Source organism: Klebsiella sp. 141251 (assembly GCF_050600725.1).
In the GTDB taxonomy this organism is placed as follows: Bacteria; Pseudomonadota; Gammaproteobacteria; order Enterobacterales; family Enterobacteriaceae; genus Klebsiella; species Klebsiella aerogenes.
In genome coordinates this window covers 296,772-322,033 of the sequence record NZ_JAQIRG010000003.1, presented here as the reverse complement: position 1 = coordinate 322,033, position 25,262 = coordinate 296,772, and the positions used below count along the sequence as shown (strand labels likewise).

Here is a 25,262-nt window from a genome sequence, read left to right as displayed (position 1 = left end):
TTCATGCCTGCGGCTTGTTGGCTACGTCCGTTGTAATCAGGAAATTTCATGGAAAATCAACCTAAGTTGAATAGCAGTAAAGAAGTAATCGCGTTTCTGGCCGAACGTTTTCCTCAGTGTTTCAGCGCTGAAGGCGAAGCGCGCCCCCTGAAAATCGGTATTTTTCAGGATCTTGTAGAGCGAGTTGGCGGCGAGATGAATCTCAGCAAAACCCAACTGCGCGCTGCCTTACGTCTTTATACTTCGAGCTGGCGTTATCTGTACGGCGTGAAAGCGGGAGCGATTCGCGTCGATCTCGACGGTAACCCGTGCGGCGAACTGGAAGAGCAACACGTTGCTCACGCCCGTCAGCAGCTCGAAGAAGCCAAAGCCCGCGTTCAGGCGCAGCGCGCCAGCCAGCAGGCGAAGAAGCGCGAAGCCGCTGCCGCGGCAGGCCAGCAGGAAGAAGGGGCACGCCGCGAGCGTAAACCGCGTCCTCAGCCGCAGGCTCGCCGTAAAGAAGGTAGTGAACAGCGTAAGCCGCGTCCTGCAGCTGCCAAAGCACCGCGTGAAGAGCAACGCCTTACCCCGGTGTCTGACGTCTCTGTATTGAGCGTCGGTCAGGCTCTGAAGGTGAAAGCAGGCAACAACGCAATGGACGCCACCGTTGTGGAAATCACCAAAGATGGCGTTCGTGTACAGCTGACTTCTGGTATGTCAATGATTGTACGCGCAGAACACCTGGTGTTCTGAAACGGAGGCCGGGCCAGGCATGAACAAACTTTTTAAGCTCACCGCGCTTGCGGGCCTGCTAGCAATAGCAGGCCATGCCTTCGCCGTGGACGATATCACCCGAGTCGATCAAATTCCCGTGCTGAAAGAAGAGCCGCAGCACGCGACGGTGAGTGAGCGCGTTACCTCGCGCTTTACTCGTTCCCATTATCGGCAGTTTGATCTCGACAACGCCTTTTCGGCAAAAATTTTCGACCGCTATCTGAATCTGCTGGATTACAGCCATAACGTGCTGCTGGCCAGCGACGTTTCTCAGTTTGCGGCGCAAAAAAATAAAATCGGCGACGAACTGCGCAGCGGTAAACTGGACGTTTTCTACGACCTGTATAACCTCGCGCAGAAGCGTCGCTTTGAGCGTTACCAGTACGCCTTAAAGGTACTGGATCGTCCGATGAATTTTACCGGCAACGACAACTTCAATCTCGATCGCAGCAAGGCGCCGTGGCCGAAGGATGAAGCCGAGCTTAACGCGTTGTGGGACGCCAAGGTGAAGTTCGATGAACTAAGCCTGAAGCTGGCGGGTAAAGACGAGAAAGAAATTCGTGAAACCCTGACTCGTCGCTACAAGTTTGCGATTCGTCGCCTGGCCCAAACCAACAGCGAAGACGTCTTCTCGCTGGCGATGACCGCTTTCGCGCGCGAAATCGACCCGCATACCAACTATCTCTCCCCGCGTAACACCGAACAGTTCAATACTGAAATGAGCTTGTCTCTGGAAGGTATTGGCGCGGTGCTGCAAATGGACGACGACTATACGGTGATCAATTCACTGGTTGCCGGTGGTCCTGCGGCGAAGAGCAAAGCGATTAGCGTTGGCGACCGTATCGTCGGCGTCGGTCAGCCGGGTAAGAGCATGGTCGATGTCATCGGCTGGCGGCTGGACGATGTTGTCGCGCTGATCAAAGGGCCGAAGGGCAGCAAAGTTCGCCTGGAAGTTCTGCCGGCTGGCAAAGGGGCGAAAACCCGAATTGTTACTCTGACCCGCGAACGTATTCGTCTTGAAGACCGTGCGGTTAAGATGTCGGTCAAAACCGTCGGTAAAGAAAAAGTCGGCGTGCTGGATATCCCGGGCTTCTACGTTGGCCTGACCGATGACGTCAAAGTGCAACTGCAGAAGCTGGAAAAACAGAATGTCAGCAGCATCGTCATCGATCTGCGCAGTAACGGCGGTGGCGCGCTGACGGAGGCGGTTTCGCTCTCTGGTCTGTTTATCCCATCCGGCCCGGTGGTACAGGTGCGTGATAACAACGGTAAGGTTCGCGAAGATAGCGATACCGACGGTGTCGTCTACTACAAAGGTCCGCTGGTGGTCCTGGTCGATCGCTTCAGCGCCTCGGCATCGGAAATTTTTGCCGCCGCGATGCAGGACTATGGCCGTGCGCTGATCGTCGGCGAGCAGACCTTTGGTAAAGGAACCGTTCAGCAGTATCGTTCGCTAAACCGTATCTACGATCAGATGCTGCGCCCGGAATGGCCGGCGTTAGGTTCCGTACAGTACACCATCCAGAAGTTCTACCGCATTAACGGCGGCAGCACTCAGCGTAAAGGGGTTACTCCGGACATCATGATGCCAACCGGTAAAGAAGATCGCGATACCGGCGAGCAGTATGAAGATAACGCGCTGCCGTGGGATAGTATCGATCCGGCGACCTACGTGAAGTCCGGCGATATGAAACCGTTCGAACCTGAACTGCTTAAGCGCCATGAAGACCGTATCGCGAAAGATCCGGAATTCCAGTACATCATGAAGGATATTGCGCGCTTTAACGCTATGAAAGACAAGCGCAATATTGTTTCTCTGAACTACGCGCAGCGTGAGAAAGAGAATGAAGAAGATGATGCGATTCGTCTGGCGCGAGTGAACGATCGCCTGAAACGCGAAGGCAAGCCGCTGCTCAAAAAGATTGACGATCTGCCGAAGGATTATCAGGAACCGGATCCGTATCTTGATGAGACCGTGCATATCGCCATTGACCTGGCGCAACAGGAAAAAGCTCAGCCTCCGGTAGAGCCGCCGGTTAGCAAATAACTCCTCAACGGGCACAAGTGATTGTGCCCGTTTCTTTTTCTCTCTTCATCTGCCCGTCGACTTTATTCAACAAAAATGTCAACACTCTCTCAGGGTGTCAGCGATATGCTACAAAATGTAAAGTTGTGTCTTTCTCGTGACTTAGCCGGGTCTGATAGTTGAAAATTAGCATCTGACCCATACGATATGGGGTATCGCATAGTGCGTTTTGTTAAATCGAGGTAAAAAGAATATTATGATGCGAATCGCGCTTTTCCTGCTGACTAACCTGGCGGTCATGGTGGTATTTGGCCTGGTGCTTAGCCTGACGGGGATCCAGTCGAGCAGCATGACCGGCCTGCTGATCATGGCGCTACTGTTTGGTTTTGGCGGCTCGATCGTTTCGCTGCTGATGTCGAAATGGATGGCGCTGAAGTCGGTTGGTGGGGAAGTTATCGAGCAGCCGCGTAACGAAACTGAGCTTTGGCTGATGAACACCGTCGCGCAGCAGGCGCAGCAGGCGGGCATCGGCATGCCGCAGGTGGCGATTTATCACGCCCCGGACATTAACGCCTTCGCCACCGGCGCGCGCCGCGACGCTTCTCTGGTCGCCGTGAGCACCGGCTTGCTGCAGAATATGAGCCGTGATGAAGCGGAAGCCGTTATCGCTCACGAAATCAGCCATATTGCCAATGGCGACATGGTCACCATGACGCTGATTCAGGGGGTAGTGAACACCTTCGTTATCTTTATCTCCCGCGTTATCGCGCAGATTGCGGCTGGTTTCCTCGGCGGTAATCGTGAAGATGAAGGCGAAAGCAGCAACGGTAACCCGCTTATCTACTTTGCGGTCGCTACCGTACTGGAGCTGGTGTTTGGTATTCTCGCCAGCATCATTACCATGTGGTTCTCGCGCTACCGTGAATTCCACGCCGATGCTGGTTCCGCCAAACTGGTCGGCCGTGAGAAGATGATTGCTGCGTTGCAGCGCTTGAAAACCAGCTATGAACCGCAGGAAGCGAGCAGCATGATGGCGTTCTGTATCAACGGTAAAGCGAAGTCGATGAGCGAACTGTTCATGACCCACCCGCCGTTGGATAAACGCATTGAAGCGCTGCGCAGCGGGGAATACCTGAAATAATCTGGCGTGCAGACGTTGAAAATAAAAATCCGCAGCTTTCGGGCTGCGGATTTTTTTTGGCTGTGCGTTATCAGGCGGCGCGCGGTTGAGTTACGCGTAGCCCGCTGATGGCGGCGGCAACCACCGCCAGGGCGCCTGCCAGCAGAAGCGCGGTATGGGTGCCGCTATCGCCCGCCAGGTTAAACAGCAGGGCGACCAGCGCGGCGCCGCTACTTTGTCCCAGTAAGCGTGCGGTACCTAACATGCCGCTGGCGCCGCCGCTGCGATGGCCTGGCGCGGAGGAGACAATAGTATGGTTGTTTGGCGACTGAAACAGCCCGAAGCCCGCGCCGCACAGCGCCATCCGCCAGATAATATCGAGGTCGGAAGGGGAAGAGGGTAATAGCGCAAGGCCAAACAGGCCGCAGGCCATGATCAGCAACCCCATTGCCCCCAGTAGCCCGGCATGAACTTTCTCTATCAGGTAACCCGCCAGAGGGGCCATCACCATGGTCGCCAATGGCCACGGCGTTAACAGCAGCCCGGTCTCTACTTCACTGCGTCCGATAACGGTTTGCAGGAAAAAGGGCAGGGATACCATCGCCAGCATCTGGGCGCAAAATGAACAGATCGAGGTGCAGATAGAGAGCGAAAAGATCGGAATTCGCAGTAAATCAACGGGTAGCAGTGGTACCGGCATGCGCAACTGCCGTCGCACAAAGAAGAAGCCGATAATCAGCATGGCGATGACTTCCGCGAGCACCAGATAACCGGATTGCCCCTGGGCAAAGCCGCCGAGCGCCGTGATGAGCAGCCCGAAGGTGAGAGCGTTCATGATCGCGCTCGGCAGATCGAAACGGGTAATTTTGCTGGCGGCGCTGTTGGGCGGCAAAAAACGCATAGCGAGGAAAATAGAAATAATCCCCAGCGGTACGTTGATTAAAAACAGCCATTGCCAGGAGGCGAGCGAAAGAATAGCGGCGGCAATGGTTGGCCCCGCGGCGGAGGATACGGCGACAACGAAAGAGTTGATGCCCATTCCGCGTCCTAGCTGCCTTTTAGGATAGATAAGGCGAATCAGCGCCGTGTTGACACTCATCAGCGCCGCGCCGCCTAAACCTTGAGCCACTCGCGCCAGCGTCAACATCTCAAGGCTTCGGGAAAGTGCGCAAATCAACGAGGTGATAGTAAATACCACCAGACCGATTTTATAGATGCGCCGATAGCCAACCATATCGCCAAGAAACGATAGCGGTAGGAGGGCGATGACAATAGCGATTTGATAAGCGTTGACTATCCAGATTGACGATGCCGGCGAAGCATTGAGGTCGGTGGCAATCGTCGGCAGGGCGACGTTGGCGATAGCGCCATCAAGTACGGCCATCGTCAAGCCTAAAACAATCGTCAGAATGGCGCCGTAGCGCTGCGGCGCCGGCAGGCCATCCAAAAATTTTTTATCCATGTGAAGTTTAAGTCTTAGAGGAAACTATTTTCTGATTAATGATTTTAGCATTGATTATTCAACCATAAGTCGCAGATTTGTAACCAACTCGCAGAACAACGATTGCGACGGTCATAATGTGAATTTATAATAAAAAACAGTTCTGAATTTTATAAAACAGTTACGATGAGGTGAACAATGGCAGCTGCTGATATGGATAAACAGCCAGATTCTGTCTCTTCAGTATTAAAAGTTTTTGGCATCCTGCAGGCTTTGGGCGAAGAGCGTGAGATTGGTATCACCGAATTGTCACAGCGTGTGATGATGTCTAAAAGCACGGTGTATCGTTTTTTACAGACTATGAAGTCGCTGGGCTATGTCGCACAGGAAGGCGAGTCTGAGAAATATTCTTTAACGTTGAAGTTGTTCGAGCTTGGCGCGCGGGCATTGCAGAACGTTGATCTGATCCGCAGCGCTGATATCCAGATGCGCGAAATTTCGCGTCTGACTAAAGAGACGATTCACCTCGGCGCGCTAGATGAAGACAGCATCGTTTATATCCACAAAATTGATTCCATGTATAACCTGCGGATGTATTCGCGTATCGGTCGTCGTAACCCGCTGTATAGCACCGCCATTGGTAAAGTGCTGCTGGCGTGGCGCGAGCGGGCGGAAGTCGAGCAAATCATGGAGGGCGTGGAGTACAAACGTAGCACCGAGCGAACCATTACCGATACCAGCGAGCTGTTGAAAGTGCTGGACCAGGTGCGCGAGCAGGGCTATGGCGAAGACAATGAGGAGCAGGAAGAAGGATTACGCTGTATTGCGGTGCCGGTCTTCGATCGCTTTGGCGTGGTGATTGCCGGCTTGAGTATTTCCTTCCCGACGCTGCGCTTCTCTGAAGAACGTTTGCACGAGTATGTGGCGATGCTGCATGCCGCCGCGCGTAAGATTTCCGAGCAGATGGGTTATAACAATTATCCGTTCTGATAGTCAGCGGGAGCTACAGCGCGATGCTGTAGCTCCACTGGTATTAACCCTGATCGATAACCTTCACGCTTTTGCGCAGAATCGGGCAGTTGGTAATGCCGATAATACCGCTATCAGAGTGAACATATTGTGCGGTGGTGATGCCTTGCGCCGTCAGGTATTTGCACTGTAGTCCCAGCCCGCCAGCATTCTGATTGCTGCCAATTAATACGCCATAACCGCTTAATAATACGCCAATCCAGACGATCGCCAGTATGACAATAGAGCGAATGATCAATCGCATTGTTGCCTCGTTATTTGTATGATCCTGACGTTTATTCTGGCACGAACATTATTTGATACAAGTCTATGATTCCTAAACTCGCCTTTCGTATTACAGTTAGCCGCGGTTTAAGAAGGCCGTGTTATCCTGGCAACATCTGATTATGGTACGGAGAGTGGAGTGAAAAAATTACGCTGGGTTTTGCTGATTGTTGTCATAGCGGGCTGTTTACTGCTGTGGACTCAGATGCTTAACGTAATGTGCGATCAGGATGTGCAATTTTTCAGCGGTATTTGCGCTATTAACAAGTTCATCCCCTGGTAAGACATTTTTGTGCCGACGGATTTTCTTCTGCCGCGCGGGTGGTAGAATGAACGCCTTCTCTTTGAGGTGGTGAAATGAGTGAGTTATTGAATCCTGGGATTGTAAGTCTGGCGTCTCTGGCGCTTTCCGTTGTACTGCTGCTGGTGGGGTTGCTGCTGTGGTTCTTTGTGAATCGCGCCAGTTCACGTAGCAATGAGCAAATCGAACTGCTGCAGTCGCTGTTGGATCAACAAAAGCGGCAGAATGCGCTGCTGCGCCGTCTCTGTGAAGCCAATGAGCCGGAGAAAGCAGAGGTTGCTGAACCTTCAGCGGCTGAGAAGGAGAAAAACGACGACGATTTCATTCGTCTCGTTGCCGAACGTTAAGTTGATGAACAGGTGTGCACATCATGTGCGCGCCTGTGAGTGTCATAAAATTTAGCTATAACTTATTCTTATATAATCCCTTATTCCGCCTCAAACTGTTTCCGTTTAATGGATTAAACATCCATGCTCTATTTCACATATTGAATAATCTTTTGAGCTAATCAAAAAAAGTAATAACGAAACGTTTCTATTGCTTGCTGGCAATACGTTGTCATTAATGTTTCATTATTAACGTCTATTTTAGCGAATATTTGTGTGGTAACGAGTTAGCGGTTTAATTAACTCTACTACTGGCATAGTTCAGGCGATTTCCTCTTGTTCTTCAGCGCCATTTTCGCATCATTATGCACAATACGCCGCTGCGCCCCCTTAAATATGGCAGTTCGTATACGTACGTACCTGGACGAACAGAAGTTGTTGAGCTATGGTAAAAAAGTTGCATTTATCAGGCATACGTTATTGTTTGTTTGGTAACAATGCAAAGATAAGCCAGGCGCGGCAAAGACGCATAAATGTGCAGGCGATCAAATGATTTCCTGATAATTTGTGCGAACGATCGTGACACGTTTAAAAATGGCTTGCCATTATTTACGTTGTGTGTGATAACACGTTTCGGGTTAAACGAGGTACAGTTCTGTTTATGTGTGGCATTTTCAGTAAAGAAGTCCTGAGTAAACACGTTGTCGTTGAATACCGCTTCTCTGCCGAACCTTATATTAGTGCCTCATGCAGTTATGTGTCAGTTTTATCTATGTAAGCACCTGCGGGTGAAGAAAACAGTTTAAGGAATTTTGCAAATGGCAAAGATTAAAGGTCAAGTTAAGTGGTTCAACGAGTCTAAAGGTTTTGGCTTCATTACTCCGGCTGATGGCAGCAAAGACGTGTTCGTACACTTCTCTGCAATCCAGGGTAACGGCTTCAAAACTCTGGCTGAAGGCCAGAACGTTGAGTTCGAAATTCAGGACGGCCAGAAAGGTCCGGCTGCAGTTAACGTAACTGCTATCTGATTCAAGACCACTCATCTTGTAAGAAAGCCTCGCTACTGCGGGGCTTTTTAGCATCTGTTGCAAAGTATTTCCAATATTTCCCCTCCGACGCGCTTTGTTGCAAAACATCACCCTTATTAGCACTGTTTAGCAGTCTGTTTTGCCAATTTTCTGTTAAATCAGGTGGTTGCAAAATAATGCTGGAGCTACGGTGCAAAAGAATAAAAGTAAGTCCGCCACAAATTTTCTCCCTATCCGTTTTGGGTTGCTGTGTGTGGCGATTTTGGGATGTCTTGGATTTCTGCTGGCGAGGGTAGGTTGGCTGCAAATCGTCTCTCCGGATAATCTGGTTAAACAAGAGGATATGCGTTCGCTGCGCGAAGAACCCATTGCCGTAATGCGCGGAACTATCAGCGATCGTGAAGGACGCCCGCTGGCGGTGAGCGTGCCGGTAAGCGCAATCTGGATAGATCCACAGACCATGCTGGAGAAGGGCGGCGTCGGCTATGGCCCGCGCTGGCAGGCTATGGCGGAAGCATTGCATCTCGATCTTATTGAGCTCTCTCATCGGGTGCAGTCGCATCCCCATGCCCGATTCCTCTATCTGGCGCGCCAGGTTAATCCGGAACAGGCCGACTGGATCGATAAATTGCATCTCCCGGGCGTTTATTTGCGCGATGAGTCCCGCCGTTTTTATCCGGCCGGACACGTCGCCGCCAACCTGCTGGGCTTTACCAACGTAGATAATCAGGGGATTGAGGGAGTTGAGAAAAGTTTTAACAAACAGCTCATGGGCACGCCTGGGCGTCGGCTGGTGCGCAAAGACCGCCACGGTCATGTGATAGAAAATATTACCGAGCAGGCCCCCGTTCCGGCACATAACCTGCAACTTAGTATCGACGAGCGGCTGCAAACGGTCACGGAGGATGCGCTGGATAATGCCGTGCGTTGGAATAAGGCGGAATCAGGCGCGGCGGTGTTGATCAAGATTGATACCGGCGAAATCCTGTCGATGGCCAGCTACCCGGATTTTAACCCTAATAACCGCGACAGCGCCCAGCTCGATGATTTTCGAAATCGCGCTATCAGCGATACCTTTGAGCCGGGTTCAACGGTCAAACCGCTGGTGATTATGACCGCGTTACAGCAGGGTATCGTGCAGCCGGATAGCGTCGTCGATACCCATCCCTTTACGCTTGATGGTCATCGCATCCGCGACGTGGGTTATTATCCCGAGCTGACGCTTACCGGTATCCTGCAAAAATCGAGTGATACAGGAGTTTCGCACCTCTCACTGGCAATGCCGGTGCAACACTTGATCGACACTTATAAGGCCTTTGGCTTTGGCGACCCGACCGGGCTTGGCTTGACCGGCGAAAGCTCCGGGTTAATGCCGCATCGCCGTTATTGGGGCGAGCTGGATCGCGCCACCTTCGCTTTTGGCTATGGGCTGATGGTAACTCCGCTGCAGCTGGCGCATGTCTATGCAACGATCGGCGGTTACGGTATTGAGCGCCCGCTGTCGATAACCCGTATCGACCCGCCTGTCATCGGTACGCGAGTCATGCCGCAAGAGATCGTGCATGAAGTTGAACATATGATGGAGAGCGTGGCGCTGCCGGGCGGCGGCGGTACAAAAGCGGCGGTACGTGATTATCGGATAGCGGTGAAAACCGGCACGGCGAAGAAAATTGGCCCTGACGGAAAATATATCGATAAATATGTTGCCTACACCGCCGGCGTGGCGCCGGCCAGTCAGCCGAAGTTTGCGCTGGTGGTGGTGATAAACGACCCCAGCAACGGTAAATACTACGGTGGGGCGGTATCCGCGCCGGTGTTCAGCCAGATCATGGGCGATGTGTTACGTCTGGAAAACGTGATGCCAGACGGTATGCCGCAAGGCTCTGAGAATCTTATCGTCATGCATAACCGCGAGGATCTGGCTCCCGCGTTGTAACAGTGGTCTGCGAGGGCGAATAGCGCTACACTTTCGCCCTTTCAGCGCCACCGGAGTTATCATGTCTTATACCTGCCCACTATGCCACGCGCCGCTTAGCCGCAGCGCAAATAGCTATATTTGCCCGCAGCGGCACCAGTTCGATCTGGCAAAGGAAGGGTATGTCAATTTACTGCCGGTGCAGTTCAAACGTTCACGTGACCCGGGCGATAGCGCTGAGATGATGCAGGCGCGTCGCGCCTTCCTTGATGGCGGATATTATCAACCCTTGCGCGAGGCGATTTGCGGCTATCTGCGGACTTTCGCGCCGGGCGAGCTGCTGGATATCGGCTGCGGCGAGGGATACTACACGCATGCTTTCGCCGCCATTGCCGCACGCAGTTTCGGCCTCGACGTCTCAAAGTCGGCGATCCGCGCCGCCGCTAAACGTTACCCGCAGGTCGAATTCTGCGTGGCTTCCAGCCAACGGTTGCCGTTTGCCGATCGCTCTCTGGATGCCGTCGTGCGTATTTATGCGCCCTGTAACGCGGACGAATTAGCGCGTGTAGTGAAAGCTGGCGGTTGGGTGATTACCGCTACGCCGGGGCCGCGCCATTTGATGGAGCTGAAAGGGCTGATCTACGATGAAGTTCGTCTGCATGAACAGAACCGGGAAGCGATGCCGGGCTTTACGTTGCGTCATGAGCAGCAGTTAGCGTATCCGATGCAGTTGAGCGGCGCGCAGGCGGAAGCATTGCTGCAGATGACGCCGTTTGCCTGGCGAGCGAAACCGGAAGTCCGTGAGTCACTGCGCGAGCAGGAAACTTTTGGCTGCCAGACCGATTTCATGATCCACTGCTTGCAGCGCGAAGCGTAAGCGCTAAGGGGCGAAATGGCTCCACAGAATCTGTGCGCCGATACCGATTAGCACAATACCGCCGAGAATTTCGGCCCGTTTGCCGAGCAGCGGGCCGATAAAGCGGCCAACCATAATTCCCAGCGTCGACATGGTAAAGGTGGCGCAGCCGATAGCCAGCGCGGTGGCGATAATATTGACCTGCAGGAAAGCAAGACCCACGCCGACCGCCATTGCATCAAGACTGGTAGCGAATGCGGTGGTCACCAGCAGCCAAAAGCCGTGGCGGCGCGGCGCTTCACACTCCTCGTCATCACCGCCGCGAAAACCTTCAATGACCATTCGCCCGCCGAGAAACACCAGCAGTACGAACGCGATCCAGTGATTCCACTCCAGCACAAACTGGCTCGCCAACATGCCCAGGCCCCAGCCGACCAGCGGCGTCAGGGTTTCGATCGCGCCGAATATAAGACCGGTACGCAGCGCTTCGGAGAACTTAGGTTTATGCAGGGTGGCGCCTTTACCGATAGAAGCGGCAAACGCGTCCATCGACATGCCGAAGGCAAGAAGAATAGTGGCAGATATGTTCATGAGCGTGTCCTGACCGGGGAATATCCATATGACACATCGCTGCCCCCAGTAAACATACGCGGAGCTTGAGCATAACGTACAGCAGTGATGTATCTATGGTCTCGCCTGATTGAACGACCGCTCAACCCGTACGTGCCACGTTTTGCAACGAGTATGTTGACACGTACATTTTCCACCTGCGGAAAATCGGCTACTCCCCAACGACGGGCGCAACCTTAACATATTTTTAGAAGATAAAACAATCACAGAAAAATAATATTAGCAACAATAAATGATAACGATTTTCATTTAAAATATTAAGTGAAGGATTGGTTAAATAATATAACGAGGATAGGTGAGTAAATATAGCCATGGCTATATATTCCGGCATCAATGAATGGCGAAAATATAGCGCAGGCTATATCTGTAACTTATTGACTGGTAACAAGTAGTTTGTATATTTTTTCCAGGTCGTCGATATTTCGTACGCGAATAAGCAGGCGCCGCTGCTCTAATTGCATCACCAGTACGCCGTCTTCCGACAAATTCATCGCTTTAATGCGTGGATATTCAATCCACACGTTGGCAAAGAAAAAGCCGTTCTTTTTGAACAAAATTCGCGGCGTACGGATCCAGAACAGATATAGCCCCATTAATGCCAGCGCAGATAATAACCAGGTGGTGATTATTTCACCGTGGCTGGCGATATTGTTGTAGATGAGAATTGCCGTCAGGCCGACGAAAATCATCCCGTCGACCCGTCCACGACGCAGCAGGGGGATTGATAGCAGGGTGGGGCCATGGCGGCGCGGCATGATGAATTGGTCGTAGATAGCGAAAGCCACCAGGGCGACGATAAACAGAATGAGCACCAGCTCCGTGATTGCCATTGATCCTCCAGGCTGCGTGGGCCTTCGCACAGGCGCACGTTTTAACGCTAAAAAAAAGCCGGGGACAAAGCTGTCCCCGGCCTACAACGTGACGATTATTGGCCCAGCAGGCCGACCGCGTAGCCGGCGATACCGATGACGAAGAAGCCAACGATGATCCACAGCGGGTTGACTTTCTTACGCAGCAGCCACATACAGGCGAAGGTCAGCAGCAGTGGCACCAGTCCCGGCATCAGCTGGTCAAGGATGGTCTGCACGGTGGTCACACGAGTCTGACCATCCTGACCGGTGATAGTGGAAACCACCAGCGGGATATTAACGTGCGTCCATTTGTTGACCAGAGCTCCCATGACAAACAGGCCGAGGATTGACGCCCCCTCAGTCAGTTTCTGCAGGAAGCCGCCGCCCATATCCTTAACGATGTCCACGCCTTTACGATAGCCATATGCTACGCCGTAGTAGCGGGTCAGCAGACGCACGGCATTGAACAGGATAAAGAATAACAGCGGACCGAGCAGGCTACCGCTCATCGCGATACCGGCGCCGAGCGCGGCGAATACAGGGCGTACGGTACCCCAGAAGATCGGGTCGCCGACGCCTGCCAGCGGCCCCATCAGGCCAACTTTGATACCGTTGATTGCGCCATCGTCGATTTCCGCGCCGTTAGCACGCTGCTCTTCCATCGCCAGAGTTACGCCGAGTACCGGCGCCGCGACGTACGGATGGGTGTTGAAGAACTCAAGGTGACGCTTAATAGCCTGCTTACGCGCATCGTTGTTCTCAGGGTACAGGCGACGGATTGCCGGAACCATAGAGAAGCAGAAGCCCAGCGCCTGCATACGTTCGAAGTTCCATGAACCCTGGAACAGGTTAGAACGAATGAACACGCCACGAATATCACTCTGAGTGAGTTTTTTCTCGGTGGTATTTTTAGTCATATCAACCATTTCGCTCACCTGTTAGTCCAGTTCGTTATCGAGATCGTTGTTACCAGCCGCCTGAGCCGGGGCACCCGCTACGCGGTTATATTTCGGGCTCAGCTGAATGTAGAGAATAGCCATGACGGCACCAATCACCCCCAGCGCAACCAGGTTGAAATTGGTGAAGGCCGCGGTGACGAAACCGAGGTAGAAGAACGGCATCAGGTAGCCCGCGCGCATCATGTTGATGACCATCGCGTAACCGACGACGACGATCATACCGCCCGCGATGTTCAGACCGCCAGTTACCACTTCCGGAATAGCGTTCAGCAGACCCTGAACTTCGCTGGTGCCGACAGAGATGGCTACGATAACCGCCGGGATGGCGATACGCATCGCCTGCAGGAACAGCGAGGAAACGTGCAGCCAGGAGATGGCCGTCAGGTTACCGTTTTCAGCGGCTTTATCCGCCGCGTGCTGGAAGGCAACGGTGATGGTACGCACGATAATGGTCAGAACCTGGCCTGCCGCCGCCAGCGGGATAGCCAGCGCGATACCGGCGCCGATGCTTTGGTGGCCGGCGATAACCAGTACGGTAGAAATAATGGACGCCAGCGCGGCATCAGGCGCAACCGCCGCACCGATGTTCATCCAGCCCAGGGCGATCATTTCCAGCGTACCGCCGATGATGATACCGGTTTTCATGTCGCCGAGAACGGCGCCGATTAAGGTACAGGCGACCAGAGGACGGTGGAACTGAAATTCATCAAGTACCGACTCCATACCCGCAATACACGCGACGATGAACACCAGCACAATCTGAAGAAGGGTAATCTCCATTGTACTTCTCCTGTTGATTAAGTCTTAAAGTGAAAATTGGCTCGCGAGCGCCGGGTTATTTATCTACCTTGGCGATCAAATCCATCATTTTCAGTTTCTGGTCGGTGGAAACTTTGCGCGCTTCCAGTTCAATACCGCGGGCATTCAGTTTTTTGAATGCTTCGATATCGGTTTCATCGACCGAAATCGCGTTATTCACCTGCGTTTTACCCTGACGGAAAGCCATACCGCCGATGTTGACGCTGGTAATTTTCACGCCGCCTTCAACAATACGTTCAACGTCCGTTGGGTTGGTAAATAACAGCATGACGCGTTCGCCGGCGTATTTCGGGTTGTTGTAAACGCGAATCATCTTCGCGACATCAACAACGTGAGCGGTCACGCCCGGAGGAGCCACCTGGGTCAGCAGCGTTTTACGCACCGTATCGGCGGCGACTTCATCGCTGACCACGATAATGCGGGTGACGTTGGTCTCTTTGGTCCAGCGGGTCGCAACCTGGCCGTGGATAAGACGGTCATCGATACGCGCCAGGCCAATCACCATGTAATCATTTGGACCCATCGGTTTAGCGGGTGTCGCCGCTTTTGGCGCGGCCGCCTGCACCGGTGCCGCTTTTTCAACCGGTTTGGCTTTCAGCGCTTTCACGCCTTCGCTACCGGTTTCCACCGCCAGCGCCACCAGCTCATCAAACGACGGATCGTCGTCGCGGGCCATGAAGGTTTCGACCAGCATCGGGACGTTGACGCCAGCGATCACTTCATAGTTTTCTTTATCAACAACAATGCGGCTTGCCGCGTTGAATGGACTACCGCCCCACGTATCGACGAGGAACAGCACGCCTTTTGTGGTATCCAGTTTTGCCAGCTGTGCATTGTACTTTTCGATCAACGTTTCGGCGTTTTCACCGGGAACGAAATCGATCCAGCCAACGTTTTCCTGCTCGCCCAACAGCATTTCTGCGGTTTTCAGCAGTTGTTCTGCAGCCCAACCATGTGTGCCTATTACAATAGCAATCGTCACTTGCTACCTCCGTTATTATGGTGAATGCATCATCTGGTCTGATACATCCTGAATCACTCTTGTGGAAAAATCGATTCAGTAAGGGTGTAAGATCTAATTTAATTACTACCGCGAATTATTTTAGATAGTGAAAAAATAATTAATGTGATGGAGCTCCGTAAATTACGCTTCGATAATCAATAATTTCGCAGCGCAAAAAATAGCCTTAGCTATTGCAAAGACAGGTAAATTTTTGCCAATTCTGCGCTATATTTTGCTATGTTTAGCTTCCGTTTAATTACTCAGGAGTATAGGGCATAGCCCGCCGTATGGACCGTCATCGACGTCTTTTCACCCTCAGGCACTCGTCTGCCTCCTCTACCTCACACGCTTTTTTACCAGCAACTATTGTTTCGCCGGTGCATGACATCGCGATGACTACCGCTGTCGTTAACGGGAGCCGCTCATGGAATTCTTAATGGATCCCACCATTTGGGCTGGCCTGCTGACGCTGGTGGTCCTCGAAATTGTTCTGGGTATTGATAACCTGGTCTTTATCGCCATCCTTGCCGATAAACTACCGCCAAAACAGCGTGATAAGGCACGTATCATCGGCCTGTCGCTGGCGCTGATAATGCGTCTGGGGCTGCTCTCGGTTATCTCGTGGATGGTCACCTTGACCAAGCCTTTGATAAGCATAGGCGATTTTTCGTTCTCCGGGCGCGATCTGATCATGCTGGTCGGTGGTATCTTCCTGCTATTCAAGGCGACGACAGAGTTGCATGAACGACTGGAGAACCGCCAGCATGATGCTGGCCACGGCAAAGGCTATGCCAGCTTCTGGGTGGTAGTGCTACAAATTGTGGTGCTGGATGCCGTCTTCTCGCTTGATGCGGTGATTACCGCCGTCGGCATGGTGAACCATTTGCCGGTGATGATGGCTGCGGTTGTCATCGCGATGATCCTGATGCTGTTGGCTTCGAAGCCGTTAACCCGCTTCGTGAACCAGCACCCGACGGTTGTCGTGCTGTGTCTGAGCTTCCTGCTGATGATCGGTCTGAGTCTGGTGGCAGAAGGCTTTGGCTTCCATATTCCTAAGGGCTATTTGTACGCGGCGATTGGCTTCTCGATAACCATTGAGTTCTTTAACCAGGTGGCGCGGCGTAACTTTATCCGCCACCAGTCGACGTTGCCGCTGCGCGCGCGTACCGCTGATGCGATTCTGCGCCTGATGGGCGGTCGCAAACAGGCGGCCGTCGCGCACGATAGCGATAGCCCGGCGGCAGTGCCGGTGCCGGAAGGCGCGTTTGCTGAAGAAGAACGCTATATGATTAACGGCGTGCTGACCCTGGCGCAGCGTTCATTGCGCAGCATCATGACCCCGCGAGGCGAAATTAGCTGGGTGGATGCTGAGCAGAGCGAAGAAGAAATTCGTCGCCAGCTGCTTTCGTCTCCGCACAGCATGTTCCCGGTTTGCCGCGGCGAGCTTGATGAAATCATCGGTATTGTACGCGCCAAAGAGATGCTGGTGGCGCTGGAAGCGGGCGAGAACGTTGCCGCAATGGCTTCCGCTTCTCCGGCGATTGTGGTGCCGGAAACGCTGGACCCGATCAACCTGCTGGGCGTGCTGCGCCGGGCGCGCGGTAGCTTTGTCATCGTCACCAACGAATTTGGCGTGGTGCAGGGGCTGGTGACGCCGCTGGACGTCCTGGAAGCGATTGCCGGTGAGTTCCCGGATGCGGATGAAACGCCGGAAATTGTGCTGGATGGCGAGGGGTGGTTAATCAAAGGCTCAACCGACCTCCACGCGCTGCAGCAGGCGCTGGGGCTGGACGACCTGGTCAACGAAGACGATGATATCGCTACCGTTGCCGGGCTGGTTATCTCCGCGAACGGCCATATCCCGCGGGTAGGCGATGTTGTGGAACTGCCGCCGCTGCAGTTTACCATTGTTGAAGCGAACGATTACCGCGTCGATCTGGTACGGGTTATTAAAACCGTACACGATAACGACGAAGAAGAGTAATGTCGAACCCGCCGGGCTAAACTTGCCCGGCGGGTTGTTTTTTACCCCCAGTCGCCGCCAGACGGTGCTTCTCCTCCGCCAGCCAGCGCGGAAAATCCTCTACCGGTAACGGGCGGGCATAATAATATCCCTGTAGTAAATCCACGCCGTGGCTGCGCATGTAAATCTTCTGTTCCTGAGTTTCGACCCCTTCGGCAATGGTGACGATTTTGAGCCGGTGCGCCAGGGCGATAATCATATCGGTCACCGTCGCGTTGACGCCATCAATGCCAATGGCGCCGGTATAAGACTTATCAATCTTGAGTACATCCGGGCGAAGTTTTTCCAGCCAGGACAAAGAACTGTTGCCGGTGCCGAAGTCATCAATGGCCAACTGGACGCCTTTAAAATGCAGGTGCTCCGCCATGTGGTGATCGCCCTCACGCAGGACATCGCGTTCAGTCAGCTCGACCACCAACTGCTGTACCGGATTAGCGCTGAACCAATAGGTGTGCAGATCGCGCAGCAGTTCGCCATTACTGAAATGACGCGCCGCCACGTTAATACCAATATGAAAATTGGCATCCTGCGGGAAATAATGTAGCCGGCGGGCGGTTTCGGCGATGACGTAGCGGGTCAGGGGGACTATCAGGTTGTAGCCTTCAGCAATAGGAATAAAAACATCCGGTGAGATATTGCCGCGGCGCGGATTGTTCCAGCGCAGCAAAATTTCCACGCCGCAGCACTGCTGGGTGCGTAAATCCTGCAGCGGCTGGCACCATACCTCGAACTCGTGGGCGGCGATACCCAGGGTTATTTCGCGCGAGAAAGTCATTCGTCCTGCGGTCGTCAGCCAGGCGATACCGGTCATCAACAGGCTGAACATCAGCGCCAGCGGTAATTCAGCGGGCAGCTCTTCTAAGGCCACCGCGGAGGCTCCCGGGCCGCTGATGTTGATGGTAAAGGGGAACTGGCTGGAACTTTGCCGGTAAATTATCGGCAGACCCGGCAACTGATGACTTTCGACGACGCCGACATCGCTGAGAAAGCTCTTGTTGCCTACCGTGAGGCTGATGTCGCTTATGAGCGATGATTTTTCTTTGAGAATCAATTCGCCAAGCAGCTCGATATTAATAATTAACAACGCGCCGTCGGCGCCGCTCACGGAGGAGGGATACCACTGGATCAGTACCGGCGTGCCTTTGAGCAGTGAGTTGTCGGTTGAAAAGGCCAGCAGCGGCTTTACCGTCGGCAGCGTGGGTTGTAGCTGATGAATGGCCACATGGCGCGGGCCAAAAATGCTGGAGCAGTAGGCCATTCCGGACTGAACAAGGATGATTGAGCGCACGGTCTGTAGCGTGGCTGCGGTTTTACGCAGTTCAAGATGTACATCCTGACAGGGTTTGCCGACCATACTTAGCAGGGTAGCGTGTTTTGCCGCCAGCGGTTGCAGGATATTGTCCATCGCGATCACCATATTGCGGGTCACCGTCTGGATACGCTGCTGATTTTGGCTACGCTGTGAAATAAATCGGATTGTCAGGGTGACGGCAAGCGTCAGAAATGCAACGGCCAGGCACACCAGAATGCGCTTGCGGCGATATGTCGAAATGACCTTCTGTGCATTTTGCATGCGCGGCGCCCTGTCGGCTAAATAGAGGAATAAGAGTAACAGCCGGCTTAAAGCAAGTGTAGTGGGTAAGATAAGTTGGTGGGAGAAAAAGAAAAATGCGCCCGGAAAGGGCGCATTTCACAGACGCGTTTTAGTCACACTGCACTTTGATAGCCAGGCCGCCGCGAGAGGTTTCGCGATATTTGGCGTTCATGTCTTTACCCGTTTCGTACATGGTCTCGATAACTTTATCGAGAGAGACGCGCGGTTCGCTGGTGCGGCGCATCGCCATACGCGCGGCGTTAATCGCCTTCACGGAGGCGATAGCGTTACGTTCGATGCACGGCACCTGAACCTGTCCGGCGACCGGGTCGCAGGTCAGGCCGAGGTTATGTTCCATGCCGATCTCCGCCGCCACGCAAACCTGCTCCGGGCTGGCGCCGAGCAGTTCAGCCAGGCCCGCCGCCGCCATTGAACAGGCGACGCCGACTTCGCCCTGACAGCCGACTTCAGCGCCGGAAATGGACGCGTTCATCTTATACAGCGCGCCAATCGCGCCGGACGCCATAAAGTAGCGAATATAGATATCCGGGCTGACGGACTCGATAAAGTGATCGTAATAGGCGAGCACCGCCGGAACGATACCACAGGCGCCGTTGGTCGGCGCGGTAACGACGCGGCCGCCGGCGGCGTTCTCTTCGTTGACCGCCAGCGCGAACATGTTCACCCAATCGACAACGTTCATCGGGTCGTTAGACAGTTTATCGCTGGCGACCAGCAGGCGACGCAGCGCCGAAGCACGACGCGGCACGCGCAGCGGCCCCGGCAGCACGCCTTCGGTGTTCATGCCGCGATCGATACAGGCGCGCATGGTTTGCCAGACGTTTTCGAAATAGGCTTCGATCTCTTGCTTGCTGTGCAGCGCCAGTTCGTTTTGCATCACCATGCCGGAGAGCGACAGACCGGTTTCTTTGCAATAGCCCAGCATTTCCTGCGCCGATTTAAACGGATACGGAACCTGCAGTTCGCTCGCGTCTTCTTTGCCGAAATGCTCTTCGTCGACGATAAAACCGCCGCCGATTGAATAGTAAGTTTTGCTGTAGATTTCTTTCTCGCCGGCCCAGGCATGGATGGTCATGCCGTTTTCGTGCAGCGGCAGGTTGTCGCTACGAAAACGCATGCCGTCATCCGCCGGGAAGTCGACTTCGTGTTGCCCGTTTGCCAGCAGCAGACGGCCGCGAGTTTCAACGTCGCGGATAAATGCCGGGATCGCGTCAATATCGACCGTTGCAGGCAGATTGCCCGCCAGCCCCATGATAATGGCGATGTCCGTGTGGTGGCCTTTGCCGGTTAATGAAAGCGACCCATAAACGTCAACGGCGACGCGCGTCACTTCATTAAGCAATCCCTTTTCGACCAGGTCATCGACGAACTGTTTACCGGCCTTCATCGGCCCTACAGTATGGGAAGATGAGGGACCAATCCCCACCTTGAACATGTCGAATATACTAATCACGATAACACTCCTGACAGGGTTACCGCGGTTGCGGTAACGATGTAATAACTGCGCATAGTGTAAGAGGGAACCGGGTTGTCAGCTTAACTATTCACATGAATTAAACTAATGGATAACCTTGGTTTTACTAATAGTGCGAGCGGCTTCGCATTACTTATTATAGCTAAGGGCGAGTGCCGATTTGCAGCGCCAGCTCGCGAATAATGCCGGCGGTCATTCCCCAGACAAAATAATGTTGGTACCACGATAGCCAGACGCGATGAGAATTACCGCGCCGATGGATGTCCAGCGGGTGGTAGCGACCCAGGCGCAGCGCCTCTTCCAGCGGCATTTCAAACACCGCAGACACCTCGTCCTGACTGGCATGATAGTGCAGGTCCGGGGGGATTATGCCGACCACCGGCGTCACCTGAAAGCCGGTGACGCTGTCGACCGGCGGCAGCACGCCGATCACTTCCACGGCTTCCGGCGGGATCGCCACTTCTTCCTGCGCCTCGCGCAGCGCGGCGGCAATCAATGTAGCGTCGGTGTTATCAACTGCGCCTCCGGGGAAGGCGACCTGGCCCGCGTGCTTGCGCAGCAGCGGCGAACGCTGGGTCAATAGCAGCCCCGGCTGCGGGCGCCGGACAATCGGCACCAGTACCGCCGCCTGGCGCTGGTTCAGCGACTGCGGCGAGGGCTGCGGGCGCAGCAGTTGAAAACGGGAAAGAAAGTCGTCCAGATCGAGGGCGTTAGCCGCCATGTTCTAGCTCTCCAGTTGATGCAGGATACGGTTAACTTTATCAAAAGTTTCCTGATATTCCGCGGCTTCTTCGCTGTCCGCCACGATACCGCCGCCCGCTGAGCAGTACAGTTGGCCCTGCCAGGCGGTGATCGTACGGATAGTAATGCTGGTATCCATATTGCCGCACAAGCTGAGATATCCAATGCTGCCGCACCATGCGTTGCGTCGCTGCGGTTCAAGTTCATCGATAATCTCCATGGCGCGAACTTTCGGGGCACCGGTAATGGAGCCGCCAGGGAAGGCCGCGCGCAGCAGATCGCTGGCATCAAGCGTAGCAGGCAATCGTGCGGTGATGGTGCTCACCAGGTGATGCACCGCCGGGAACGGTTCGACCACAAACAGTTCCGGTACGCGAACGCTGCCCGGCACAGCGACGCGGCCGATATCATTGCGCATCAGATCGACAATCATTAAATTCTCGGCGCGGTCTTTCGGCGAGTTGGCGAGCGTCGCCGCCTGGCGTGCGTCCTCCTGCGGGGAATCGAGTCGCGGCAGCGTGCCTTTAATGGGGCGCGTCTGGATGTCACCCTGATGCAATTGAATAAAACGTTCCGGAGACAGGCTTAAAATCGCCCCTTCCGGCAGGCGAATAAAAGCGCTGAACGGCGCACGGTTAGCGGCATTAAGCTTACAGAATGCCTGCCATTCGTCGCCGCGGTAGCGGGCCTGGAAACGCTGCGCCAGGTTGACCTGATAACAGTCGCCGCTGCGCAGATACGCCTGCACCTGGCGGAATTTTTCGCCGTACTGCTGGCGGCTCATATTCGATTGCCAGCAGGAGGTCAGGGCGAATGCTTCACCCGGCTCACATGTTTGCGACTCCAGCCACTGCAGGCGCTGTTGCGGATCGTCGTAACTGAGCAGCGATACCTGCTGGCGTTGATGATCGACGATCAGCGCCCAGTCATAAATGCCGACCGCCATCTCCGGCAGGGCGATATCAGCCTGCGCTTGCGTCGGCAGACGTTCAAAGCGACGGCCAAGATCGTAGCCGAATAACCCCAGCGCGCCGCCGAGAAACGGCAGGTTTTCATCGGCCTGCGGCGTTAACTGACAGCGATCCAACTGCTGTTGCAGCAGCTGCAGCGGATCGTCCTGCGAGACAAATTCGCCTTCACCGTCGCAGACACAGGTTTGCTCGCCGCGGGTAACCAGCGTCGCGCGCGGTTCGGCGACGATAATATCGAAACGGCTATACGGATGGTCGGCGAAGCCTGAGTGCAGCAGCATCGCCCACGGCGTGGCGCTTAACGGCGCGAAATAGCGTTCGGCGGCATCCGGGCGCCAGGGCAGGGTAATAATAGCGGGGGACAACATTAACCTCGATCCTAATGTGCCGCCCACTGGCGAAATGGCGGACGGCGTGAAATAATTACGCCCCACAATGTAGCAGGAGTGAGTGATGTTTGCAGGTTTACCTTCGCTGAGCCATGAGCAACAGCAAAAAGCGGTCGAACGTATTCAGGAATTGATGGCGCAGGGGATGAGCAGCGGCCAGGCAATCGCCCTGGTGGCCGATGAACTGCGCGCCACGCATACCGGCGACCGGATCGTAGCGCGCTTCGAAGATGACGACGAAGACGAGTAATTACGCCGCGGCGATGATTTTGATCTCAACTTTATACTGCGGCTTCATCAGGGTTGCCTGTACGGTGCAGCGCACCGGCGCGTGACCGGCAACCACCCAGGCGTCCCAGGCTTTATTCATCGCCGCAAAATCATCTTTGTTGGCCAGGAAAATGGTGGCATCAAGAATACGTGACTTATTGCTGCCCTGTTTTTCCAGCACCGCGTCAATTTGCGCCAGGGTATTGGCGGTCTGCTCAAACGCGTCGGCGTCGAGGTTTTCCGGCACCCCGGTGTAGTAGATAGTCTGGTTGTGAATCACCACATCAGACCAGCGGGCTTCGGCATCAATACGCGTAATTGTCATTTATCTTTCCTCTTTGTTCTATCCATTTGGCTGCGGCAAGACTGCCACAATGTTCCGCCCGCGTCACTACCCGGGCTGGCGAAACGCCATCCTCCCTGACATAATCACTGTCCAAATAACCAGGGGGCAACGTGATCGACGATTTTGCAGCAGACGGCCAGCTGGCCATGGCGATACCGGGATTTAAGCCGCGTGAACCGCAGCGCCAGATGGCGATAGCGGTGAGTGAAGCTATTGAAGCCTCCCGGCCGCTGGTGGTGGAAGCAGGGACTGGCACCGGTAAAACCTACGCCTATCTGGCGCCCGCGCTGCGCGCGAAGAAAAAGGTGATCATCTCCACGGGTTCGAAAGCGCTGCAGGATCAGCTCTATAGCCGCGATCTGCCGACCGTCGCCAAAGCGCTGAAATTCACCGGTAAACTGGCGCTATTAAAGGGGCGCTCAAACTACCTGTGCCTTGAACGCCTTGAGCAGCAGGCGCTGGCGGGCGGCGATCTGCCGGTACAAACGTTAAGTGACGTTATACTTCTGCGCTCCTGGTCTAATCAGACGCAGGATGGCGATATCAGCACCTGCGCCAGCGTCGCCGAAGATTCTCAGGCCTGGCCGCTGGTGACCAGCACTAACGATAACTGTCTCGGCAGCGACTGCCCGTTATACAAAGATTGTTTTGTGGTGAAAGCGCGTAAGAAGGCGATGGATGCGGATGTAGTGGTGGTCAACCATCACCTGTTCCTTGCCGATATGGTGGTGAAGGAGAGCGGCTTTGCCGAACTGATCCCCGAAGCGGAAGTAATGATATTCGATGAAGCCCATCAGTTGCCGGATATCGCCAGCCAGTATTTTGGCCAGTCGCTCTCCAGCCGCCAGCTACTGGATTTGGCCAAAGACATCACCATTGCCTACCGTACCGAACTAAAAGATACCCAACAGCTGCAAAAATGCGCCGATCGTCTGGCGCAAAGCGCGCAGGATTTCCGTTTGCAGTTGGGCGATCCGGGCTATCGCGGCAACCTGCGCGAACTGCTGGCGGATAGCCACATTCAGCGCGCGCTGCTGCTGCTCGATGACGCGCTTGAACTGTGTTACGACGTCGCTAAACTCTCCCTTGGCCGCTCGGCGCTGCTCGACGCCGCCTTTGAGCGCGCGACGCTCTATCGCGGGCGCCTGAAGCGGCTCAAAGAGATCAATCAGCCTGGCTATAGCTACTGGTATGAATGCACGTCGCGTCATTTTACCCTCGCCTTGACGCCGTTAACGGTGGCCGAGAAGTTTAAAGAGGTGATGGCGCAAAAATCGGGGAGCTGGATCTTTACCTCGGCGACGCTGTCGGTGAACGACGATCTCCACCACTTTACCGCTCGTCTCGGCATTGATGACGCGCAGACGCTGCTGTTGCCCAGCCCATTTGATTATCAGCATCAGGCGCTGCTCTGCGTACCGCGTAACCTACCTCTGCCGAACCAGCCCGGTGCTGCCCGTCATCTGGCGGCCATGTTGAAACCCTTGATTGAGGCCAATGATGGACGCTGCTTCATGCTCTGCACCTCGCATGCCATGATGCGCGATCTGGCGGAGCAGTTTCGCGCCACCATGACGCTGCCGGTACTGCTACAAGGAGAGACCAGCAAAGGCCAGCTGCTGCAGCAGTTTGTTAGCGCCGGCAATGCGCTATTAGTGGCGACCAGTAGCTTCTGGGAAGGGGTTGACGTGCGCGGCGACGCGCTGTCGCTGGTGATTATCGATAAGCTGCCCTTTACCTCACCGGACGATCCGCTGCTCAAAGCGCGAATGGAAGACTGCCGACTGCGCGGCGGCGATCCGTTTGATGAAGTTCAGCTGCCGGATGCCGTCATTACCCTCAAACAGGGTGTGGGGCGCCTGATCCGCGATATTGACGATCGCGGCGTTCTGGTTATCTGCGACAACCGGCTGGTGATGCGGCCCTACGGCGCCGTGTTCCTGGCCAGCCTGCCACCCGCGCCGCGGACCCGCGATATCCGCCGGGCGGTGCGCTTCCTCGCCGTGCCGCCGGCAAGGTAATCCGCAGTAAAATGTGATAAGCTGCGCGCCATTTTGTTAATCAGCTATGCCCAATGGATTTAGGACGGTACGGCGGCGGTGAGTCCGCCCG

Annotated in this window: 24 protein-coding genes, 1 pseudogene and 1 riboswitch; of the genes and pseudogenes, 13 read left to right on the top strand and 12 right to left on the bottom strand. The window is 54.5% G+C overall.

Annotated elements, in window-relative coordinates; translation table 11 throughout:
- The first annotated feature begins 48 nt into the window (after nt 1–48).
- The 3 genes from proQ to htpX all read left to right on the top strand — a co-directional run bounded on the left by proQ (nt 49) and on the right by htpX (nt 3,920).
- Nucleotides 49–732, top strand: coding sequence for an RNA chaperone ProQ (proQ, locus tag PGR09_RS09255; protein ID WP_015366026.1), 684 nt, complete (start codon nt 49–51; stop codon nt 730–732).
- A gap of 19 nt (nt 733–751) precedes the next feature.
- Nucleotides 752–2,800, top strand: coding sequence for a carboxy terminal-processing peptidase (gene prc / locus PGR09_RS09250; protein WP_047045293.1), 2,049 nt, complete (start codon nt 752–754; stop codon nt 2,798–2,800).
- A gap of 235 nt (nt 2,801–3,035) precedes the next feature.
- Nucleotides 3,036–3,920, top strand: a complete 885-nt coding sequence (htpX, locus tag PGR09_RS09245) for a protease HtpX (RefSeq protein ID WP_316423112.1) — start codon at nt 3,036–3,038, stop codon at nt 3,918–3,920.
- Between the two features lie 70 nt (nt 3,921–3,990).
- On the opposite strand, the gene PGR09_RS09240 is transcribed toward htpX, so the two are convergent.
- Nucleotides 3,991–5,361 (bottom strand): MFS transporter, encoded by a 1,371-nt coding sequence (locus PGR09_RS09240; protein WP_047045290.1) that lies wholly within the window; start codon nt 5,359–5,361, stop codon nt 3,991–3,993.
- Nucleotides 5,362–5,538: 177 nt separating this feature from the next.
- Between PGR09_RS09240 and kdgR the strand changes: the two genes are divergently transcribed.
- On the top strand, nt 5,539–6,330 hold the full coding sequence (kdgR, locus tag PGR09_RS09235; RefSeq protein ID WP_045390378.1) for a DNA-binding transcriptional regulator KdgR: 792 nt from the start codon (nt 5,539–5,541) through the stop codon (nt 6,328–6,330).
- Nucleotides 6,331–6,373: 43 nt separating this feature from the next.
- On the opposite strand, the gene PGR09_RS09230 is transcribed toward kdgR, so the two are convergent.
- Complete coding sequence (locus tag PGR09_RS09230; protein ID WP_015705933.1) at nt 6,374–6,613, bottom strand: YobH family protein; 240 nt, start codon at nt 6,611–6,613, stop codon at nt 6,374–6,376.
- A gap of 159 nt (nt 6,614–6,772) precedes the next feature.
- Here PGR09_RS09230 and mgrB point away from each other — a divergent pair, with 159 nt between their 5' ends.
- The 6 genes and pseudogenes from mgrB (at nt 6,773) to rlmA (ending at nt 11,080) form a co-directional block, all read left to right on the top strand.
- Complete coding sequence (gene mgrB / locus PGR09_RS09225; protein WP_015366032.1) at nt 6,773–6,916, top strand: PhoP/PhoQ regulator MgrB; 144 nt, start codon at nt 6,773–6,775, stop codon at nt 6,914–6,916.
- 74 nt (nt 6,917–6,990) lie between these two features.
- Complete coding sequence (locus tag PGR09_RS09220) at nt 6,991–7,281, top strand: YebO family protein (protein ID WP_047066877.1); 291 nt, start codon at nt 6,991–6,993, stop codon at nt 7,279–7,281.
- Nucleotides 7,282–7,921: 640 nt separating this feature from the next.
- A pseudogene (locus tag PGR09_RS09215) lies at nt 7,922–8,066 on the top strand (DUF2627 domain-containing protein).
- A gap of 12 nt (nt 8,067–8,078) precedes the next feature.
- Nucleotides 8,079–8,288, top strand: a complete 210-nt coding sequence (cspE, locus tag PGR09_RS09210) for a transcription antiterminator/RNA stability regulator CspE (protein ID WP_001062678.1) — start codon at nt 8,079–8,081, stop codon at nt 8,286–8,288.
- Nucleotides 8,289–8,478: 190 nt separating this feature from the next.
- Nucleotides 8,479–10,224, top strand: a complete 1,746-nt coding sequence (gene ftsI / locus PGR09_RS09205) for a peptidoglycan glycosyltransferase FtsI (RefSeq protein ID WP_045390382.1) — start codon at nt 8,479–8,481, stop codon at nt 10,222–10,224.
- 61 nt (nt 10,225–10,285) lie between these two features.
- A complete protein-coding gene (gene rlmA, locus PGR09_RS09200; RefSeq protein WP_316423113.1) occupies nt 10,286–11,080 on the top strand; it encodes a 23S rRNA (guanine(745)-N(1))-methyltransferase in 795 nt (264 codons plus the stop codon).
- A 3-nt stretch (nt 11,081–11,083) separates the two neighbouring features.
- Here rlmA and mntP read toward each other — a convergent pair whose 3' ends face one another.
- The 5 genes from mntP to manX form a co-directional block, all read right to left on the bottom strand.
- Nucleotides 11,084–11,650, bottom strand: a complete 567-nt coding sequence (gene mntP / locus PGR09_RS09195; protein ID WP_045390386.1) for a manganese efflux pump MntP — start codon at nt 11,648–11,650, stop codon at nt 11,084–11,086.
- A 61-nt stretch (nt 11,651–11,711) separates the two neighbouring features.
- A riboswitch (yybP-ykoY riboswitch) is annotated at nt 11,712–11,861 on the bottom strand.
- A gap of 199 nt (nt 11,862–12,060) precedes the next feature.
- Nucleotides 12,061–12,519, bottom strand: a complete 459-nt coding sequence (locus tag PGR09_RS09190) for a DUF986 family protein (protein ID WP_045390389.1) — start codon at nt 12,517–12,519, stop codon at nt 12,061–12,063.
- 95 nt (nt 12,520–12,614) lie between these two features.
- Nucleotides 12,615–13,466, bottom strand: a complete 852-nt coding sequence (locus PGR09_RS09185; RefSeq protein WP_015366038.1) for a PTS mannose transporter subunit IID — start codon at nt 13,464–13,466, stop codon at nt 12,615–12,617.
- Nucleotides 13,467–13,478: 12 nt separating this feature from the next.
- Nucleotides 13,479–14,279 (bottom strand): PTS mannose/fructose/sorbose transporter subunit IIC, encoded by an 801-nt coding sequence (locus PGR09_RS09180; protein ID WP_015366039.1) that lies wholly within the window; start codon nt 14,277–14,279, stop codon nt 13,479–13,481.
- A gap of 55 nt (nt 14,280–14,334) precedes the next feature.
- Complete coding sequence (gene manX / locus PGR09_RS09175) at nt 14,335–15,300, bottom strand: PTS mannose transporter subunit IIAB (RefSeq protein ID WP_045390392.1); 966 nt, start codon at nt 15,298–15,300, stop codon at nt 14,335–14,337.
- Between the two features lie 445 nt (nt 15,301–15,745).
- Here manX and yoaE point away from each other — a divergent pair, with 445 nt between their 5' ends.
- Nucleotides 15,746–17,305 (top strand): CNNM family cation transport protein YoaE, encoded by a 1,560-nt coding sequence (yoaE, locus tag PGR09_RS09170; RefSeq protein ID WP_045390395.1) that lies wholly within the window; start codon nt 15,746–15,748, stop codon nt 17,303–17,305.
- Nucleotides 17,306–17,321: 16 nt separating this feature from the next.
- On the opposite strand, the gene PGR09_RS09165 is transcribed toward yoaE, so the two are convergent.
- The 4 genes from PGR09_RS09165 to pabB all read right to left on the bottom strand — a co-directional run bounded on the left by PGR09_RS09165 (nt 17,322) and on the right by pabB (nt 22,513).
- Nucleotides 17,322–18,917 (bottom strand): EAL domain-containing protein, encoded by a 1,596-nt coding sequence (locus PGR09_RS09165; RefSeq protein ID WP_045390398.1) that lies wholly within the window; start codon nt 18,915–18,917, stop codon nt 17,322–17,324.
- 130 nt (nt 18,918–19,047) lie between these two features.
- On the bottom strand, nt 19,048–20,412 hold the full coding sequence (gene sdaA, locus PGR09_RS09160; RefSeq protein WP_015705929.1) for an L-serine ammonia-lyase: 1,365 nt from the start codon (nt 20,410–20,412) through the stop codon (nt 19,048–19,050).
- Between the two features lie 163 nt (nt 20,413–20,575).
- Nucleotides 20,576–21,154 (bottom strand): CoA pyrophosphatase, encoded by a 579-nt coding sequence (locus tag PGR09_RS09155; protein ID WP_015705928.1) that lies wholly within the window; start codon nt 21,152–21,154, stop codon nt 20,576–20,578.
- A gap of 3 nt (nt 21,155–21,157) precedes the next feature.
- Nucleotides 21,158–22,513: an aminodeoxychorismate synthase component 1 gene (gene pabB, locus PGR09_RS09150; RefSeq protein WP_315710930.1), complete on the bottom strand. Its 1,356-nt coding sequence runs from the start codon at nt 22,511–22,513 to the stop codon at nt 21,158–21,160.
- An 85-nt stretch (nt 22,514–22,598) separates the two neighbouring features.
- On the opposite strand from pabB, the gene PGR09_RS09145 reads away from it, so the two are divergent.
- Nucleotides 22,599–22,784, top strand: a complete 186-nt coding sequence (locus tag PGR09_RS09145) for a YoaH family protein (RefSeq protein WP_015366046.1) — start codon at nt 22,599–22,601, stop codon at nt 22,782–22,784.
- Here the strand turns inward: PGR09_RS09145 and PGR09_RS09140 are convergent, their stop codons facing one another.
- Entirely contained in the window at nt 22,785–23,129 is a 345-nt protein-coding gene (locus PGR09_RS09140) for a RidA family protein (protein WP_015366047.1), read from the bottom strand.
- A gap of 131 nt (nt 23,130–23,260) precedes the next feature.
- On the opposite strand from PGR09_RS09140, the gene PGR09_RS09135 reads away from it, so the two are divergent.
- Nucleotides 23,261–25,171 carry an ATP-dependent DNA helicase gene (locus PGR09_RS09135; protein WP_045390404.1) on the top strand — a complete coding sequence of 637 codons (1,911 nt, stop codon included), beginning with the start codon at nt 23,261–23,263 and terminating at the stop codon, nt 25,169–25,171.
- Nucleotides 25,172–25,262: the final 91 nt, after the last annotated feature.

Excerpts from the sequence above, each read along its gene's own strand:
- PGR09_RS09140 (WP_015366047.1), bottom strand. The coding sequence starts at position 23,129 with ATGACAATTACGCGTATTGATGCCGAAGCCCGCTGGTCTGATGTGGTG.
- PGR09_RS09185 (WP_015366038.1), bottom strand. The coding sequence starts at position 13,466 with ATGGTTGATATGACTAAAAATACCACCGAGAAAAAACTCACTCAGAGT.
- PGR09_RS09145 (WP_015366046.1), top strand. The coding sequence starts at position 22,599 with ATGTTTGCAGGTTTACCTTCGCTGAGCCATGAGCAACAGCAAAAAGCG.
- kdgR (WP_045390378.1), top strand. The coding sequence starts at position 5,539 with ATGGCAGCTGCTGATATGGATAAACAGCCAGATTCTGTCTCTTCAGTA.
- rlmA (WP_316423113.1), top strand. The coding sequence starts at position 10,286 with ATGTCTTATACCTGCCCACTATGCCACGCGCCGCTTAGCCGCAGCGCA.
- cspE (WP_001062678.1), top strand. The coding sequence starts at position 8,079 with ATGGCAAAGATTAAAGGTCAAGTTAAGTGGTTCAACGAGTCTAAAGGT.
- mntP (WP_045390386.1), bottom strand. The coding sequence starts at position 11,650 with ATGAACATATCTGCCACTATTCTTCTTGCCTTCGGCATGTCGATGGAC.
- PGR09_RS09155 (WP_015705928.1), bottom strand. The coding sequence starts at position 21,154 with ATGGCGGCTAACGCCCTCGATCTGGACGACTTTCTTTCCCGTTTTCAA.
- PGR09_RS09220 (WP_047066877.1), top strand. The coding sequence starts at position 6,991 with ATGAGTGAGTTATTGAATCCTGGGATTGTAAGTCTGGCGTCTCTGGCG.
- yoaE (WP_045390395.1), top strand. The coding sequence starts at position 15,746 with ATGGAATTCTTAATGGATCCCACCATTTGGGCTGGCCTGCTGACGCTG.
- PGR09_RS09180 (WP_015366039.1), bottom strand. The coding sequence starts at position 14,279 with ATGGAGATTACCCTTCTTCAGATTGTGCTGGTGTTCATCGTCGCGTGT.
- PGR09_RS09230 (WP_015705933.1), bottom strand. The coding sequence starts at position 6,613 with ATGCGATTGATCATTCGCTCTATTGTCATACTGGCGATCGTCTGGATT.
- htpX (WP_316423112.1), top strand. The coding sequence starts at position 3,036 with ATGATGCGAATCGCGCTTTTCCTGCTGACTAACCTGGCGGTCATGGTG.
- PGR09_RS09165 (WP_045390398.1), bottom strand. The coding sequence starts at position 18,917 with ATGCAAAATGCACAGAAGGTCATTTCGACATATCGCCGCAAGCGCATT.
- PGR09_RS09240 (WP_047045290.1), bottom strand. The coding sequence starts at position 5,361 with ATGGATAAAAAATTTTTGGATGGCCTGCCGGCGCCGCAGCGCTACGGC.
- prc (WP_047045293.1), top strand. The coding sequence starts at position 752 with ATGAACAAACTTTTTAAGCTCACCGCGCTTGCGGGCCTGCTAGCAATA.
- proQ (WP_015366026.1), top strand. The coding sequence starts at position 49 with ATGGAAAATCAACCTAAGTTGAATAGCAGTAAAGAAGTAATCGCGTTT.
- pabB (WP_315710930.1), bottom strand. The coding sequence starts at position 22,513 with ATGTTGTCCCCCGCTATTATTACCCTGCCCTGGCGCCCGGATGCCGCC.
- PGR09_RS09190 (WP_045390389.1), bottom strand. The coding sequence starts at position 12,519 with ATGGCAATCACGGAGCTGGTGCTCATTCTGTTTATCGTCGCCCTGGTG.